Annotated in this window: 14 protein-coding genes, 3 tRNA genes and 1 pseudogene; 6 read left to right on the forward strand and 12 right to left on the reverse strand. The window is 37.9% G+C overall.

Annotation, left to right across the window (positions count from 1 at the left end; all coding sequences use genetic code 11):
- Window positions 1-46: 46 nt before the first annotated feature.
- The 3 genes from xylA to O6P32_RS01230 all read right to left on the reverse strand — a co-directional run bounded on the left by xylA (window position 47) and on the right by O6P32_RS01230 (window position 3,644).
- Window positions 47-1,363, reverse strand: a complete 1,317-nt coding sequence (gene xylA / locus O6P32_RS01220; RefSeq protein ID WP_178266141.1) for a xylose isomerase — start codon at window positions 1,361-1,363, stop codon at window positions 47-49.
- A gap of 65 nt (window positions 1,364-1,428) precedes the next feature.
- On the reverse strand, window positions 1,429-2,910 hold the full coding sequence (locus tag O6P32_RS01225) for a xylulokinase (RefSeq protein ID WP_269876377.1): 1,482 nt from the start codon (window positions 2,908-2,910) through the stop codon (window positions 1,429-1,431).
- An 11-nt stretch (window positions 2,911-2,921) separates the two neighbouring features.
- The gene (locus O6P32_RS01230; RefSeq protein WP_178266139.1) at window positions 2,922-3,644 is read right to left on the reverse strand and encodes an NUDIX hydrolase; all 723 of its coding nucleotides are present in this window, start codon (window positions 3,642-3,644) and stop codon (window positions 2,922-2,924) included.
- A gap of 703 nt (window positions 3,645-4,347) precedes the next feature.
- Between O6P32_RS01230 and dapF the strand changes: the two genes are divergently transcribed.
- From dapF to O6P32_RS01245, 3 genes are all read left to right on the forward strand, one after another.
- On the forward strand, window positions 4,348-5,151 hold the full coding sequence (dapF, locus tag O6P32_RS01235; protein ID WP_269876378.1) for a diaminopimelate epimerase: 804 nt from the start codon (window positions 4,348-4,350) through the stop codon (window positions 5,149-5,151).
- A 581-nt stretch (window positions 5,152-5,732) separates the two neighbouring features.
- Window positions 5,733-6,239, forward strand: a complete 507-nt coding sequence (fldA, locus tag O6P32_RS01240) for a flavodoxin FldA (RefSeq protein WP_269876379.1) — start codon at window positions 5,733-5,735, stop codon at window positions 6,237-6,239.
- A 41-nt stretch (window positions 6,240-6,280) separates the two neighbouring features.
- Entirely contained in the window at window positions 6,281-6,637 is a 357-nt protein-coding gene (locus tag O6P32_RS01245) for a DUF2023 family protein (RefSeq protein WP_269876380.1), read from the forward strand.
- Between the two features lie 81 nt (window positions 6,638-6,718).
- On the opposite strand, the gene O6P32_RS01250 is transcribed toward O6P32_RS01245, so the two are convergent.
- Together O6P32_RS01250 and O6P32_RS01255 are read right to left on the reverse strand one after the other, a co-directional pair.
- Window positions 6,719-6,898 carry a Sec-independent protein translocase subunit TatA/TatB gene (locus tag O6P32_RS01250; RefSeq protein WP_269876634.1) on the reverse strand — a complete coding sequence of 60 codons (180 nt, stop codon included), beginning with the start codon at window positions 6,896-6,898 and terminating at the stop codon, window positions 6,719-6,721.
- Between the two features lie 9 nt (window positions 6,899-6,907).
- Window positions 6,908-7,480: a flavodoxin gene (locus O6P32_RS01255; protein WP_269876381.1), complete on the reverse strand. Its 573-nt coding sequence runs from the start codon at window positions 7,478-7,480 to the stop codon at window positions 6,908-6,910.
- 250 nt (window positions 7,481-7,730) lie between these two features.
- Here O6P32_RS01255 and O6P32_RS01260 point away from each other — a divergent pair, with 250 nt between their 5' ends.
- Window positions 7,731-8,630, forward strand: coding sequence for a helix-turn-helix domain-containing protein (locus O6P32_RS01260; RefSeq protein WP_269876382.1), 900 nt, complete (start codon window positions 7,731-7,733; stop codon window positions 8,628-8,630).
- 96 nt (window positions 8,631-8,726) lie between these two features.
- Here the strand turns inward: O6P32_RS01260 and O6P32_RS01265 are convergent, their stop codons facing one another.
- The 7 genes and pseudogenes from O6P32_RS01265 to O6P32_RS01295 form a co-directional block, all read right to left on the reverse strand.
- Window positions 8,727-9,683, reverse strand: coding sequence for an aldo/keto reductase (locus tag O6P32_RS01265; RefSeq protein ID WP_408636035.1), 957 nt, complete (start codon window positions 9,681-9,683; stop codon window positions 8,727-8,729).
- A gap of 254 nt (window positions 9,684-9,937) precedes the next feature.
- Window positions 9,938-10,800 (reverse strand): annotated as a pseudogene (locus O6P32_RS01270) (aldo/keto reductase).
- 83 nt (window positions 10,801-10,883) lie between these two features.
- On the reverse strand, window positions 10,884-11,129 hold the full coding sequence (locus O6P32_RS13625) for a hypothetical protein (protein WP_332909932.1): 246 nt from the start codon (window positions 11,127-11,129) through the stop codon (window positions 10,884-10,886).
- Window positions 11,130-11,293: 164 nt separating this feature from the next.
- Window positions 11,294-11,369: transfer RNA gene (locus O6P32_RS01280), tRNA-Lys, on the reverse strand.
- Window positions 11,370-11,404: 35 nt separating this feature from the next.
- Window positions 11,405-11,477 (reverse strand) — tRNA-Lys (locus O6P32_RS01285).
- A 105-nt stretch (window positions 11,478-11,582) separates the two neighbouring features.
- Window positions 11,583-12,059, reverse strand: coding sequence for a nucleoside-diphosphate kinase (gene ndk, locus O6P32_RS01290; RefSeq protein ID WP_178265909.1), 477 nt, complete (start codon window positions 12,057-12,059; stop codon window positions 11,583-11,585).
- Between the two features lie 329 nt (window positions 12,060-12,388).
- Window positions 12,389-13,195 carry an MBL fold metallo-hydrolase gene (locus O6P32_RS01295; RefSeq protein WP_269876386.1) on the reverse strand — a complete coding sequence of 269 codons (807 nt, stop codon included), beginning with the start codon at window positions 13,193-13,195 and terminating at the stop codon, window positions 12,389-12,391.
- Window positions 13,196-13,306: 111 nt separating this feature from the next.
- Here O6P32_RS01295 and O6P32_RS01300 point away from each other — a divergent pair, with 111 nt between their 5' ends.
- The gene (locus O6P32_RS01300; RefSeq protein ID WP_269876387.1) at window positions 13,307-14,635 is read left to right on the forward strand and encodes a cobyrinate a,c-diamide synthase; all 1,329 of its coding nucleotides are present in this window, start codon (window positions 13,307-13,309) and stop codon (window positions 14,633-14,635) included.
- Window positions 14,636-14,700: 65 nt separating this feature from the next.
- A tRNA-Gly gene (locus O6P32_RS01305) sits at window positions 14,701-14,773 on the forward strand.
- Window positions 14,774-14,778 lie beyond the last annotated feature (5 nt).

Genomic DNA, 14,778 nt, shown 5'->3' on the forward strand with positions numbered 1-14,778 from the left:
TGATATGTACCGACGATACCTGATACGGTATAATAAAATCAAGAGATTAGCAATACATATTTACAATTGCTTCATATAACTCTTGTTTACCACTTGTCTGTTTAGGTTCACCTGCAGTCTTGGCATAAGCAACAACATCTTCCAAAGAAAGTTTTCCTTCTTCGAATTCTTTTCCTTTACCACTGTCGAAGGAAGCATAACGGTCTGCCAGCATCTTCTTGTAAGGAGATTCTTCGAGCAGACGGGCTGCATTTTCCAAAGCACGGGCCATTGCATCCATTCCCGCAATGTGAGCGATGAAAATATCTTCCAAGTCGGTAGAGTTGCGGCGTGTTTTTGCATCAAAGTTGGTACCGCCATTACCCAAACCACCAGCGCGGATAATCTGCATCATAGCTTGAATGAGTTCGAAGTTATCGATAGGGAACTGGTCTGTATCCCATCCGTTCTGATAGTCACCACGGTTGGCATCAATAGAACCCAGCATACCATTGTCTACTGCTACAGCCAATTCATGTTCGAAAGTATGTCCGGCCAATGTAGCATGATTAACTTCGATATTTACCTTGAAATCTTTGTCAAGACCGTGTGCTTTCAAGAAGCCAATCACAGTTTCTGTATCTACATCATACTGATGTTTCATTGGTTCCATTGGTTTGGGTTCTACAAGGAATGTTCCTGTAAAGCCTTTGCTGCGTGCATAGTCACGTGCCATTTTCAGCATCTGTGCAAGATGTTCTTTTTCACGTTTCTGGTCAGTATTCAGAAGCGACATATAACCTTCACGTCCGCCCCAGAATACATAGTTGGTACCACCCAGCTCAATGGTTGCATCGATTGCGTTTTTAATCTGAACAGCCGCACGTGCCACTACATCAAAATCGGGGTTGGTTGCAGCTCCGTTCATATAACGGGCATGGCCGAATACATTAGCAGTACCCCAAAGAAGTTTGATACCGGTTTCTTCCTGTTTCTTCTTCGCATAAGCAACTATTTCCTTGAGATTCTGTTCATATTCTTCGATAGTTTCTGCTTCATCGCACAAATCTACATCGTGGAAACAATAATATTCGATACCTATTTTTTGCATGAACTCAAATCCAGCATCCATTTTATCTTTAGCTGCCTGTATTTTGTCTGCACTGCTTTTCCACGGGAATTGTTTTGTTCCACCACCAAACTGGTCTGAACCTTCTGCGCACAAGGTGTGCCACCATGCCATTGAAAATTTGAGCCAGTCTTTCATTGGTTTACCCAAAATCACTTTTTCGGCATCGTAATAACGGAATGCCATTGGGTTCTTACTTTCTACACCTTCGAATTTTATCTTTCCAATTCCTGGGAAATACTCTCTTGTTGCCATAATATTAAAGTTTAAAGATTATTTATTTTAAATAGTTGTTTTATCAAATCAGAATCTATGATTGTTTATATTTTTTTCAAACATTCTACCCATCTCGCATAGGCATCTGCGTAAGCATCTGCATTCGAAGAATCGGGTTCTATGACTGCAAGCTTCTCTAAAGTTGAAAAAGCTTCCACATGGTCTTTATAAATTCCAGCTCCCATACCAGCCCCCTTGGCAGCGCCTACAGAACCGTCTGTGTCGTAAAGTTCGATTACAGAACCTGTTACACCAGCCAGTGTTTCACGGAATACCGGACTAAGGAACATGTTGGCATGACCTGCATGGATTTTCTGTACATCCATTCCCATGCCTTTCATAATGTCGATACCGTATTTGAAAGAGAAAACAATTCCTTCTTGAGCAGCACGGATAAGATGGCCTTTATGATGTAAATTAAAATTAATGCCATTGACAGAGCATCCTGCTTCACGATTTTCAAGCATACGCTCCGAACCGTTGCCAAAGGGCAGGATACTGATACCTTCCGAACCGATTGGGATTTGAGCAGCCAAATCGTTCATTTCTGCATACGACAATCCCTCTGTTGCCACATTTCGCTTCATCCAGGAGTTCAGAATACCAGTACCGTTGATACATAAGAGAACGCCCAGTCGGGTACAGTCTGCAGTGTGATTAACATGAGCAAATGTATTTACACGCGACTGTGGATCGTAATTGACTTTTCCATTTACTCCATATACAACTCCCGAAGTTCCTGCTGTAGAAGCAATCTCTCCCGGATTGAATACATTCAAAGACAATGCATTATTGGGCTGGTCGCCTGCACGGTAAGTAATAGGTGTTCCTGCTGCCAGTCCAAGTTCCAGAGCAGCTTCGGCAGAAACAGTTCCCTGTTCTCCGAATGTAGGCTTAATATCAGGAATAAAAGAAGAATCAAATCCATAATATTTCATCAGGAAATCGGCCACTGAGTTTTGTTTGAAATCCCAAAACATACCTTCCGAAAGGCCTGATACGGTAGTACAGATTTCTCCGCTCAAACGCATGGCGATATAATCACCGGGCAACATGATTTTGTATATCTTCTCATATACCTCCGGCTCATTTTCTTTAATCCATGCTAGCTTAGAAGCTGTAAAGTTACCTGGAGAATTAAGTAAATGAGACAGGCAATATTCTTCGCCTAATTCATGAAAAGCTTTTTGACCATACGGAACGGCTCGGGAATCACACCATATAATCGCCGGACGAAGAGCACGATGCTGAGCATCTACACATACAAGGCCGTGCATCTGATATGAAATACCTATTGCCTTTATATCTTCCTTACGAATACAGGAATTGGATAGAATATCCTGAGTTGCAGATTTCAAATATTCCCACCAACTGTCCGGTTCTTGTTCTGCCCAACCTCGTTTGACTGAGATAATAGGAGCTTCTGTTTTAGGATAAAAAGCAGAAGAAATACATTTCCCCGTTTCTGCATTGACCAAACTGGCTTTTACAGAAGAACTCCCTATATCATATCCTAATAAATACATACTTTATTATTTTATCTTCTTGTCTTGTTGTAAATTTTCTTGTCAAAATGGTAATATCTTGCTGCACGATGTGACACTCCCTGCTGGAATTCATCCAAAGGAACTACATAGTCTAACATCGCTATTTTCTTATGAAAATTACGGACATCTACAGCTTTCCCATAGAGTAAACCATATAAAACACGCAACTGAAGAGCTGTAAATTTTCGAGGAAGCAATTCGAAAAGATAAGACGGATTAAACTCCACATATTGACGGATAAATTCCATTGCATCGGCAATAATCTGATTATGGTCGAAAGCAAGTTCCTTTACATCTTGCAGAGAAACCCATTCTGCTTGAAAGTTATCCAAGAGCTTACTTTGAGTTTTATCGATCTTTACTAATGAAAAATAAGCAACTGTCACAATACGATCAACTTTTGCTTTTTCAGCTCTTTCCAACCAACGGATATCTTTAGGGTTCTTGGTGCGATCTTTAGAACCAAACACTTTAAATTGCTTTAAGTCTACATTTTTCAATCCAGTCAGTTGGGTTAAAACTCGCTGAGCCGCACTATCCAAGTCTTCATCCATGTATATAAGACTACCAGGCAGTTTCATATCATGGAAAACTTCACCTTCATCTTCTCCTATACGACGTACTAATAATACTTTTAAATTTTGGCCATCGAATCCAATCACTACACAATCTACCGAAATATGATTATTGGCCAATTGCATGCTGTGTTCCATAGTTCATAATTTTGTTTCGCTGTGCAAATAAAGAATTTATTTTTGAAACAACCAAATTTTACAAGATTAATAATTACCTATTAATCAAATAGATAAATATCTTATCTTATACAATAAACCTTTTCATAAGCAGTACAATATGTATTTTTTATGCAGCTTATCACATAAAACTATTAACAGTATAAGTAAATGATAAAAATCAGTATGATAGTACTTTATATATTCTCTCGGAACATATAATGCAGAAGGTACTTATTGTACTGAACAGGATATATAAAAGTGCTTCATGAAATACAATAAGTACATGCAATAAAAAAACTAATCTGACTCATACTTTTTGCTTTAACAATCAGATATGAATTTTAATTTCAAAAACAATATTAATATTACATATTAATACTATTATTCATAAAATATAGAATAGTTTATTATTTAATACATGATTATTATATCAAAATAACACAAAAAGAACAACTATTTATTTTTTATTCCATTTCATCATAAAAACAGAATTTCTATTTCCTACATTTGCGAACATAAAGATATAATAATAGTGATTAATAATGACAATATTTCACATACAGCTAATTATTGTATCATTATAACATAATATAAGCAACAATGCAATACTATATGTCAATTATATATCCAATTATAAGTATATGATAAAAAATTCAATCTACTCATTTAATCAAAATAGTCTATGAAAATAAAATTTACTAAAATGCATGGAGCAGGTAATGACTATATTTATGTCAACACCTTGCAATATCCTATAGAGAATCCGGAAAAACTGGCAATCTGCTGGAGTCAATGGCATACTGGAATAGGAAGTGATGGATTAGTATTAATAGGACCATCTAATATCGGTGACTTCAGCATGCGCATTTTCAACGCAGATGGATCTGAAGCCATGATGTGTGGGAATGCCAGCAGGTGTATTGGGAAATATCTTTACGAATATGGACTGACGGATAAAAAGGATATTGCGCTGGAAACCAAATCGGGTATTAAACAATTAAAGCTAAATGTAAACTCAAACAATACAGTAGATGAAGTTACGGTAGATATGGGAATACCCACAAATATTCATTGGGTAAAATTAGGAGAACAATCTCTTTACCCCCAGGGTATTACCGTATCAATGGGGAATCCACATTTAGTCATTTTTGTAGACAATGTTTCGAGTGTCAATCTTTTTCAGGCAGGCCCGTTTTTAGAAAATCATCCTTTATTTCCAGATCGGACCAATGTAGAATTTGCCCAAATTTTAGACGAGGGACACATTCGCATGCGTGTGTGGGAGAGAGGATCAGGCATTACTCAGGCTTGTGGAACCGGAGCATGTGCAACTGCTGCTGCCGCTATTTTTACTAAACAGTGTACAAGAAATGTAAAAGTAAAAATGGACGGAGGAGAGCTCCTGATGAACTGGGATGTACACACCAATCATATGACCATGAAAGGTTCTGCAACCAAAGTTTTTGATGGTGAAATAGAAATCTAAACAAATAACATCTACAACCATAAAAACTTCTATTTCTACTTAAAATTAGTTCCTGTTTAAGGTATACCCAATAAATTCGGTATACCTTAATAAATTAATAATGATGTATTTCTTTACGATGACCGGGAGCATAATACTTAGCTGATTTCTTTCCATGTTTTTTCTTTGCATGGCCGGGTGGAATTTCTTTATGATGCAATTTATGAGGATGCTTATGTACAACACACGAAGACATACTGAAACAGAGAGACAGTACAAATAAAAAAAGTAAAAACTTTGGTTTCATAAAATCAACAATTGGTTTTTACAAATTTAAGAAAACAATCTATAATTTCTCGCAATAGCAATAAAATATCTGTTTCTTCCTTTTAAAGCATCAGCCAATTTTGGCTTAATCCCCTCAAATAGGTATCCATAATTTAAGAAACAAAAGCTGTATCTAATATTATGATGTATATAGTGTTTTCCAACAGTCTGAAAACAGCAGCAATACGCCTTAAGAAAAGCACTATTTTTAGGTATTTCAAAACAACCCTAGACCGCCTACCTTTGTCACAGAAAAACAATCTAAATTAAACATCATGAAAAAAATTGGTATCGTTTATGGTTCCACTACAGGAACATGTGAAAACTTGGCAGGGCAATTGGCTGCTGTATTGGGAATCGCAAATACAGACGTTTATAGTGCAGACAAACTGACTGTCGAATTGGTAAATGCTTACGATATTCTGCTTCTTGGCACTTCAACCTGGGGAGACGGAGAACTGCAGGATGACTGGTATGATGGCATCAAAGTACTGAAGAATGCAGACTTAAAAGGGAAGTATATCGCTTTATTTGGCTGTGGAGACTCTGAATCTTATTGTGACACTTTCTGTGATGCCATGGGGATTTTGTACGAAGATTTGAAAGACAGCGGATGCACCTTTCTGGGCAATCATGTAAGTACAGATGATTACACTTTCTCTAACTCTGCAGCTGTTGTCGACGGTAGTTTTGTAGGTCTTGCATTAGATGATATAAATGAAAGCCACAAAACATCCACACGCATCAAAACTTGGACCGACGAGTTAAAGAAAACTTTTTAATCCACAATCATTTTTTATCTACCATAATCCATTTTATTACAATGATATCATCTCCCGACATCCTGCCAGCTGAAATGAAAGTTTTTCTGAATCACATATATGAATACAAAAAAGGTGTACGCCGCATGATTCTCTTTACAGTCAACCGCAAGTATGAAGAGTTTGCCATCGAACGCTTGAAAAAGCAGCGAATCGACTTTCTGGTACAACCGGTGACAAATACAAGCGTGAACTTATTTTTCGGGCGTCCGGAATGTATTCAGGCAATCAGACATCTGGCAAAACGCCCACTCCATATGTTGACACCGGAAGAGGATTTTATACTGGGAGCGATGTTGGGATATGATATTTGTGCTCAATGCGAACGTTACTGCAAACGCAAGAAAAACTATTACTGAGCTTATAAATAATCAATTTATAAACTCAACACCTAAAACACTGAAACAATTTAAATTTCATACGTATTCTTTCTTATATCATCATTCAGCAGAATCTTCATTCTTTATGCCAATGTCATTTTTCACTTCTTTGATATTTTCCTTGAAACTACGTACTCCTTTTCCAAGTCCTCCCATCAATTCCGGAATTTTCTTACCTCCAAAAAACAACAGGAGTATCAGTGCGATAAAAATAATTTCTTGTGTACCTATTCCAAACATCATTTTATTTTATAAATCGTTACTTTTTATTACATCGTTAACCCAGTTCTGAATAGCATTACGATTCACCGTATTCAGTAATTTACCATCCTTCCATTTTAGCTTAGGATATGCATTCCTTAACTCTTTTACACTATTGGCTATTCCGCTCCCACCAGATGTAGCAAAAGGTACAAGTATTTTCCCTTCCAAAGAATAACTTTCTATAAAAGTATTGACAATTCTTGGAGCTTGATTCCACCAAATAGGATAGCCGATAAAAATTACATTATAGCCACTGATATTTAATTTTGTACCATGCAATGTCGGACGTGCTGCAGGATTTTTCATTTCTATTGAGCTACGTGACATTTTGTTATTCCAATCAAGATCTTCAGATGTGTAAATCCGTTGAGGAGTAATCTCATATAAAGTACCACCAGTGATATTTGCAATCATATGAGCCACTTTAGCTGTAGTATGTGTGGCAGAGAAATAAACAATTAACACCTCATTTAAGGTTTGCATACGCTTTTCATTTTGAGCATAAGCAGTAAAACAGAAAGTTGTTACTACCAGCAATGTTAAAATAATCTTGTTCATAAATAGGCTATTTATTTTTCAACATATCATTTAATTTTTAAATTCAATCTCTGCAATTTCCATATTTGACACTATTATTACACGATGTATTATATATGTTTTATTTTTCATCATGCAAAATTAAGTTGAAACATAGAGTAATTTTGTAAACATAATCCTGCAATCTGTACCATTTTTACAGAATTTACTATCTATTCAAAACATGAATCACATAATAGTATATCTTTGCATTACTATAATAGAAAAAATAATGAATAACATACTGCAAGTAAGAAATGTCAATGACTATAGCCATTATCTTGGATGCAACGAACAGCATCCGCTGATCACTGTCATAAATTATGCAGAAGTATCACCTATGCGTCATAGTTTAAACAACTATAGTGTATACGGATTATTTCTCCGAGATGACGCGAACATAGATTTGGAATATGGCTGTGGAAAATACGATTATAATAAAGGAACATTACTCTGCGTAGCTCCAGGACAAATAGGAGGCAAGGAGGACAATGGAGAACAAGTATCCATTACAGGATGGGCGCTTCTATTCCATCCTGATCTACTTCATAATTTCCCGCTCGAGAAACATATTAAGGATTATTCCTTTTTTGACTATCGTGTCAATGAAGCCCTCCACATGACGGAAGACGAACATGATATTCTTGTCTCATTAATGCAGCAAATTCGTAAAGAACTAAACAATAAGCCAGATAATCTTCAGAATACGATTATCATAAGTTATATTGAACTAGCTCTTAATTTTTGCCAACGTTTTTACAATCGCCAATTTATTACCCGCAAGCATGAAAATTCCGATATTCTTATTCGTTTTGACCGCTTGCTTCGTGAATATTTTGAGAACAAACTCCAATTAACTCATGGGGTTCCCAGCGTGCAATATTGTGCAAACGAATTATGTATGTCACCCAATTATTTTGGAGATGTTATCAAAAAAACTACCGGTGAGACAGCAAGCAATCACATTCGCTTCTTCATTATCCAACTTGCAAAAAACTACCTTACTGCCGGAGAGACTGTATCTCAGGTATCGGAGCATCTTGGTTTTGAATATTCTCAGCATTTTAGCCGAATGTTTAAAAAATTAGAAGGTATCACTCCTTCAGAATATTGTAAAAAACTCTGTTATTGACAAGCAGACGTTTATAAAATTAAATTTGTACATCCGATAAGTTTTTTGTCTGAAATATGCAGATACCTCACAATCTATACCAATGAATATAGATGATTATTTATCAATTTGACTTTCTGTAAACGGATCTGCACGATGTCCCATCAAATCTATTTTAGTATAAGCAGCATCAAACTCTTCCATTTCATAAGGAGTTAATCTTACAGATACTGCACCAAGGAAATCATCTAAATGAGCAATACTTGTAGTACCAGGGATAGGAACAATCCAAGGTTTACGGGAAAGCATCCAAATCAACGCAAATTGTGCAGGAGTCAATGCTTTACGCTTTGCCCATTCTCTTATCAAATAAACCAAAGGCATATTATGCTTTAATGCTTCAGGCTGGAATTGCGGTAAGTTATATCGCCGGTCCCCTTTCAGGAAACGACTACTCTCATTAATGGTTCCGGTAAGAAAGGCTCTTCCGAGCGGACAATACGGAACAAAGCCTATACCTAATTCTTGAAGAGTAGAAAATATTTTAGTTTCCGGCTCTCTCCACCAAATAGCATATTCACTCTGTACTGCCGAAAGAGCGCATACCGCATGTGCACGACGTATGGATTGAGCACTGGCCTCAGACAATCCCCAATGTAAAACCTTGCCTTCCTTCATTAACTCTTTCACAACCTCTGCCACAGCTTCCATTGGCACATTTGGATCTACACGATGTTGGTACAAAAGATCAATATGATCGGTACGCAAACGTTTCAAAGAACCTTCTACCGCTCTACGGATATGATCAGGACGGCTATTAAGTGATGTCGGTTGACCTTCTTCCACTCCAAAGCCAAATTTTGTTTCTATCTTTATCTTATCACGGAATGGTGCAACAGCTTCACCTACCCATTCCTCACTGATATAAGGTCCATAAACTTCCGCTGTATCAAATAATGTAACACCTTGATCGTATGCTCGACGAATTAAGGATACCATGTCCTTTTTCTCATATTTCCCTCCATAATAGCCTACCATTGGCAAACAGCCCAGTCCAATAGCAGAAACATCCATTCCGCCTAAATTACGATGCTCAAAATCCTGCCTCTGCTCTGTGTTGTTATGAAGATTATATGCACTACCTTTTTTTGCGGGTATTAATTCTGCAAAAACCTTTTCTACTCCTGTCATTGTACCGGCTACTGCCAACGCGTAACCTGAAGCTTGTTTTAAGAAAGTCCTGCGGTTCATAGTAATTATATTTAACTCTTATATTCCTCAAATTATAGAATGTTTTCGTAACAATATTTCCCAACTCAGCCGATAATTTACAAACTGGTAAGCACAGGATTCTCCAAATAATTAAAAAGCCGATGCACTTCACTTGGCTTATGCGGGTCAAGCATTTGTGGGCGTGCAAGATCAAGTGAAGTAATTGCTTGCATATCATTTTTAGAAAGTTCGAAGTCCCAGATTCCTAAATTCTCTTTCATGCGACTGCGATGAACAGATTTCGGAATGACACTTACGCCTCTTTGTACATTCCAACGAAGAATGACTTGTGCTACCGTCTTATCGTGTTCTTTCGCTATTTTTCTCAATATATGATTCGTAAACATTCCATTCATCCCCTCGGCAAAAGGAGCCCAAGCCTGCGGTATAATACCATATCCATGTAAAATATCAAGCTCCTCTTCTCTTTGATAAAAAGGATGCAACTCCAATTGGTCCACCATCGGTTTAATCTCAGCCATATAACAAAGATCTATAATACGGTCACTCTGAAAATTACTTACACCAATAGCACGAATACGCCCTTCTTTATATAGTTCTTCCATAGCCCGCCATGCACCATAATAGTCTCCAAAAGGCATATGGATGAGATATAAATCAAGATAATCAACACCTAAATTATTAAGTGTCCGTTGAAAAGCCGTTTTTGTCTGTACATATCCCATTTCATTGATAAAAGCTTTTGAGGTAATAAAAAATCTTCACGAGGCAATCCCGATTTACGGATTGCTCCCCCTACAGCAGTTTCATTATTATAAGAAGATGCGGTATCTATAAGGCGATAGCCAGTCTCAATAGCCTCCAATACAACAGATTCACATACATCATTAGATACTTGAAATACCCCAAAACCCTCCTGTGGCATTTCTATTCCGTTATACAATTTAAGAGTTTGCATATTTATCATATTTTCTTTTCATACAAAAGTAGTGGTATACTATGCAAATTCATGTAACAATAATACGGAGATTTGTAATGATTTTACAGATTATGATTTAAATAACGAATACGTAATAAATCATTCAGCAGGCTTCTCAGCTTCATATTAATGACGCTTGCATCCTGTCTTTTTTGGATAAGTCCATTTTTGAATTGGTTCTCAGAATCAATGAGATAACGTGTTAAAATGTAACATGTTTCTCCTTTATGGCACAACGCGATTCTGATTTTGTGCTTCCCATTCTTAAGAACTTTTGCTTTGATAATTGTAAGTTTTAATGTGGCCATAATAGATTAAATAAAAAAGGATAAGTTTTCGGACATGTAAAATCACTCAAAAGTGAGGTGATTTTCCTTTTTTTTAATCTATAAACGAAGAATAGGGTAGAAATAAAAAGAGTAAATTAATTTGTAAAATATTGATTATCTACAACTTAATCTACTCTTCCATTTGGTACACCCTCAGGGATTCGAACCCTGGACCCACTGATTAAGAGTCAGTTGCTCTACCAACTGAGCTAAGAGTGCATCCACTATAAATTGTCAAATTTCCCGAATTAAAGTACACCCTCAGGGATTCGAACCCTGGACCCACTGATTAAGAGTCAGTTGCTCTACCAACTGAGCTAAGAGTGCCTTTTTGATTGCGGGTGCAAAGGTATAACCTTTATTTGAAAAGAACAAATAAAAAGGAATAACTTTTTCAACTTTTTATAGTGATTTTCTATAATATTCTATAAATCAGATAAGTTGATATTCTTCTTGATAATACAAGAATGATTGAGCACATGATTTATATTCGAATAGTTCTTCCGGCTTAAAGAAACGTGCTATTTCTTCCAAGGCAGCTTTAGGAGAATCGGAAGTATGAATGATATTTTCCTGCGAACTGACACTGTAATCACCACGAATTGTTCCGGGAATTGCGACACGACCATTTGTAGCACCAGTCATAGAACGAACTATCTGAATAGCATCTACTCCTTCATAGCAACATACAACGACAGGGGAAGCCATCATCGAATTTTTTACACGCTGGAAGAACGGTCTTTCACTCAAGTGAGCATAATGCTCATTCAGTATTTCATCGGTAAGCTGCATCATTTTCATTCCAATCAAATGCAAGCCTTTACGTTCAAAACGGGTAGTTATTTCTCCAATCAAACCACGCTGTACTGCCGATGGTTTTAAAATGACTAAAGTTCTTTCTAAACTCATAATTGTGTTTCAATTTTTAGATTTATACAAAGATTTACATAGCAGCTACTTTGTCTTTGCAGTTAAAGTAGCGCCCCAAATATACGTGCTTTATTTTAAATACCAAAAGTTATTGAAAAAAAACGATAACAGAAGAGTTTTTCGACCGACGGCGTCGGATATGCAAACGGCGACACTGATTTTACAGCCGACGTCGTCGGATGTACAGCCAACAACGCCGATTACAGGATACAGTTCGGATTGAATCAGCATGATACCAAACAGGGAGAAATAATTTGCTTCTCAGCATTTTATTCTCCCTGTTTTCATTCTATCTTTCAAAAATAAACTTATTCAAAACAGTACAATTCCGAAGGAACGGTTCTTTTTAAAGGAATGACTTGCAAGTCTTGTCCGGCTATAATATTCTTTTCCTTCAAAGCCATTTCTACCGTTTTGTATGCCAGTTCCGGATGATTGTTGTCTTTGCTCAGGTGGCAAAGCCATAAATATTTCAATCCTTCCGGCATATTGGACGCAATATAGTCGGCCATCTCCCGGTTGCACATATGTCCGTTCGGACTTGCAATGCGCATTTTTAAATGATAAGGGTAGGGGCCCATTTGCAGCATAGTCTCATCATAGTTGGCTTCCAGTATCAGATAGTTTGCTTTTGCAATATACTTTGCGGCTGTTTCTGTAATATGCCCGATGTCGGTCAGAAAAGAAAAAGTCTTACCATCTATCACCACACAGTATCCTACATTGTCGGTACCGTCGTGCGGAACCTCAAAACAGGTAATTTCAAAATCTCCAAGTCTTATTGTTTCCTCTTTCCGAATAAAACGCGTATGCTCTTTATCCAGCTTTTCCGTCATGCAATAACTGCGCGAAATACCATAATGTACCTCCTGTGTAGCATAAATTGGAATGTTATGCTTACCGGCCAAATGACCTACAGCCTTGATGTGGTCGGCATGGTCGTGAGTTACAAATACGGCGCGTATATTTTCCAGACTCAGTCCTGTTTCCTTGAAGATTTTCTTTATAGAACGGATACCGATGCCTGCATCTATCAAAATTCCTTCATTATCTGTTCCCAGATAGTAGCAATTCCCGCTACTTCCGCTTCCCAGACTCATAAAACGTACTTTCATGCTTTTTTATCTTTTTACCCTTCCATCCGTCGAAAGGAGTGCAAAGATAGCAATTCTTCTATTTAATCTTCGTATCTTTGCCCACGTTTTAAAAAGAAGTAATGCTATAATATGAAACCACAGTTTATGATTGCTGCACCAGTCTCGGGAAGTGGAAAGACTACTTTCACACTGGGGCTTTTGCATGCCTTGCACAAGCGCGGCGTAAAGGTGCAGCCTTTTAAATGTGGTGCAGATTATATTGATACACAATATCATACTATTGTATCCGAACGGGAATCTGTGAATTTGGATCTCGGCCTGGCTTCACGCACCCATATTCAATACATCTACAATAAATACGGAGAACATGCGGATGTTTGTATAACGGAAGGAGTGATGGGACTGTACGACGGTTACCGGCGCATGCAAGGAAGTTGTGCCGAAATCGCAAAGATACTGAACATACCTGTTATTTTAATAGTCAATGCCAGAGCGACAGCCTACTCTGTAGCTCCTCTTCTATACGGATTCCGTCATTTTAATCCTTCGGTCAGAATTGCAGGAGTAGTATTCAACCAAACAGTCTCTCCGGCTCATTTTGCCATGCTGAAAGAAGCCTGTTCGGACGCAGGAATAGAATGTTTGGGGCATTTGCCTTCTATAGAGGATATCAATCTGCCTTCCCGCCATCAAAGCATTACATCGGTAGAAAAACAATCTATTGTATCGGTCTCTTCACGTGTAGCCGAACAGATTGAAAAGCATGTCGATATAGATAAGATGCTGAATCTATGCACACGTATTTTTCCCTGTCGATACACATTGCCTTACACTTCGGAAATTGGCATCGAAGCCATGCATTATTCTCAAGGGAAACGGATGCAGATTGCCATTGCACGCGATCCGGCTTTCTGTTTCTTATATCGGGAGAATATAGACCGGCTGGCAGAGTTGGGAAAAATAACCTATTTCAGTCCCGTATACGGAAGTGACCTTCCTAAAGCAGACCTGGTATATCTGCCGGGAGGATATCCCGAATTTTTTGCCCGACAATTACACCGTCGTAAACGACTTATGCTGCAACTTCGGGATTATGCAGAAAAGGGAGGAAAACTACTGGCCGAATGTGGTGGAATGGTACTCCTGTCCCGTTCACTCACAGTACGGAAGGGGGGCACGGCTTATGCCATGGCCGATGTATTACCGTTTGAGTGCACTTCGGCCGACTCACGTTTGACGACCGGTTACCGAAGAATGAACTACCGTAATATGGAGTGGAAAGGCCATGAATTTCACTATTCAACCGTCCTCAATCCGGATGCTTTACCAACAGAAGCTCCACTTTATACACCGGCAGGAACAGAAGTGGGTACTCCAATTTACAGATATAAGAATGTCATTGCCGGGTTCACTCATTGGTATTGGGGAGAAACGGATGTCATGAAATTTTGGGAATAAAAAAGGCAGATTTTATTCTTGTTTATTCCAAAAATAAAATCTACCTTTGAGTCTGTTATCGAATTGCGGTAGTAGCTCAGTTGGTAGAGCGTCGGCTTCCCAAGCCGAAAGTCACGGGTTCGAGTCCCGCTTACCGCTCTTAT

It is taken from the genome of Phocaeicola acetigenes (assembly GCF_027529745.1).
In the GTDB taxonomy this organism is placed as follows: domain Bacteria; phylum Bacteroidota; class Bacteroidia; order Bacteroidales; family Bacteroidaceae; genus Phocaeicola; species Phocaeicola acetigenes.

Excerpts from the sequence above, each read along its gene's own strand:
- O6P32_RS01265 (WP_408636035.1), bottom strand. The coding sequence starts at position 9,683 with ATGGATGTTTCTGCTATTGGACTGGGCTGTTTGCCAATGGTAGGCTAT.
- O6P32_RS01260 (WP_269876382.1), top strand. The coding sequence starts at position 7,731 with ATGAATAACATACTGCAAGTAAGAAATGTCAATGACTATAGCCATTAT.
- O6P32_RS01245 (WP_269876380.1), top strand. The coding sequence starts at position 6,281 with ATGATATCATCTCCCGACATCCTGCCAGCTGAAATGAAAGTTTTTCTG.
- O6P32_RS01295 (WP_269876386.1), bottom strand. The coding sequence starts at position 13,195 with ATGAAAGTACGTTTTATGAGTCTGGGAAGCGGAAGTAGCGGGAATTGC.
- O6P32_RS13625 (WP_332909932.1), bottom strand. The coding sequence starts at position 11,129 with ATGGCCACATTAAAACTTACAATTATCAAAGCAAAAGTTCTTAAGAAT.
- dapF (WP_269876378.1), top strand. The coding sequence starts at position 4,348 with ATGAAAATAAAATTTACTAAAATGCATGGAGCAGGTAATGACTATATT.
- O6P32_RS01250 (WP_269876634.1), bottom strand. The coding sequence starts at position 6,898 with ATGTTTGGAATAGGTACACAAGAAATTATTTTTATCGCACTGATACTC.
- fldA (WP_269876379.1), top strand. The coding sequence starts at position 5,733 with ATGAAAAAAATTGGTATCGTTTATGGTTCCACTACAGGAACATGTGAA.
- ndk (WP_178265909.1), bottom strand. The coding sequence starts at position 12,059 with ATGAGTTTAGAAAGAACTTTAGTCATTTTAAAACCATCGGCAGTACAG.
- O6P32_RS01225 (WP_269876377.1), bottom strand. The coding sequence starts at position 2,910 with ATGTATTTATTAGGATATGATATAGGGAGTTCTTCTGTAAAAGCCAGT.
- O6P32_RS01230 (WP_178266139.1), bottom strand. The coding sequence starts at position 3,644 with ATGGAACACAGCATGCAATTGGCCAATAATCATATTTCGGTAGATTGT.
- xylA (WP_178266141.1), bottom strand. The coding sequence starts at position 1,363 with ATGGCAACAAGAGAGTATTTCCCAGGAATTGGAAAGATAAAATTCGAA.
- O6P32_RS01300 (WP_269876387.1), top strand. The coding sequence starts at position 13,307 with ATGAAACCACAGTTTATGATTGCTGCACCAGTCTCGGGAAGTGGAAAG.
- O6P32_RS01255 (WP_269876381.1), bottom strand. The coding sequence starts at position 7,480 with ATGAACAAGATTATTTTAACATTGCTGGTAGTAACAACTTTCTGTTTT.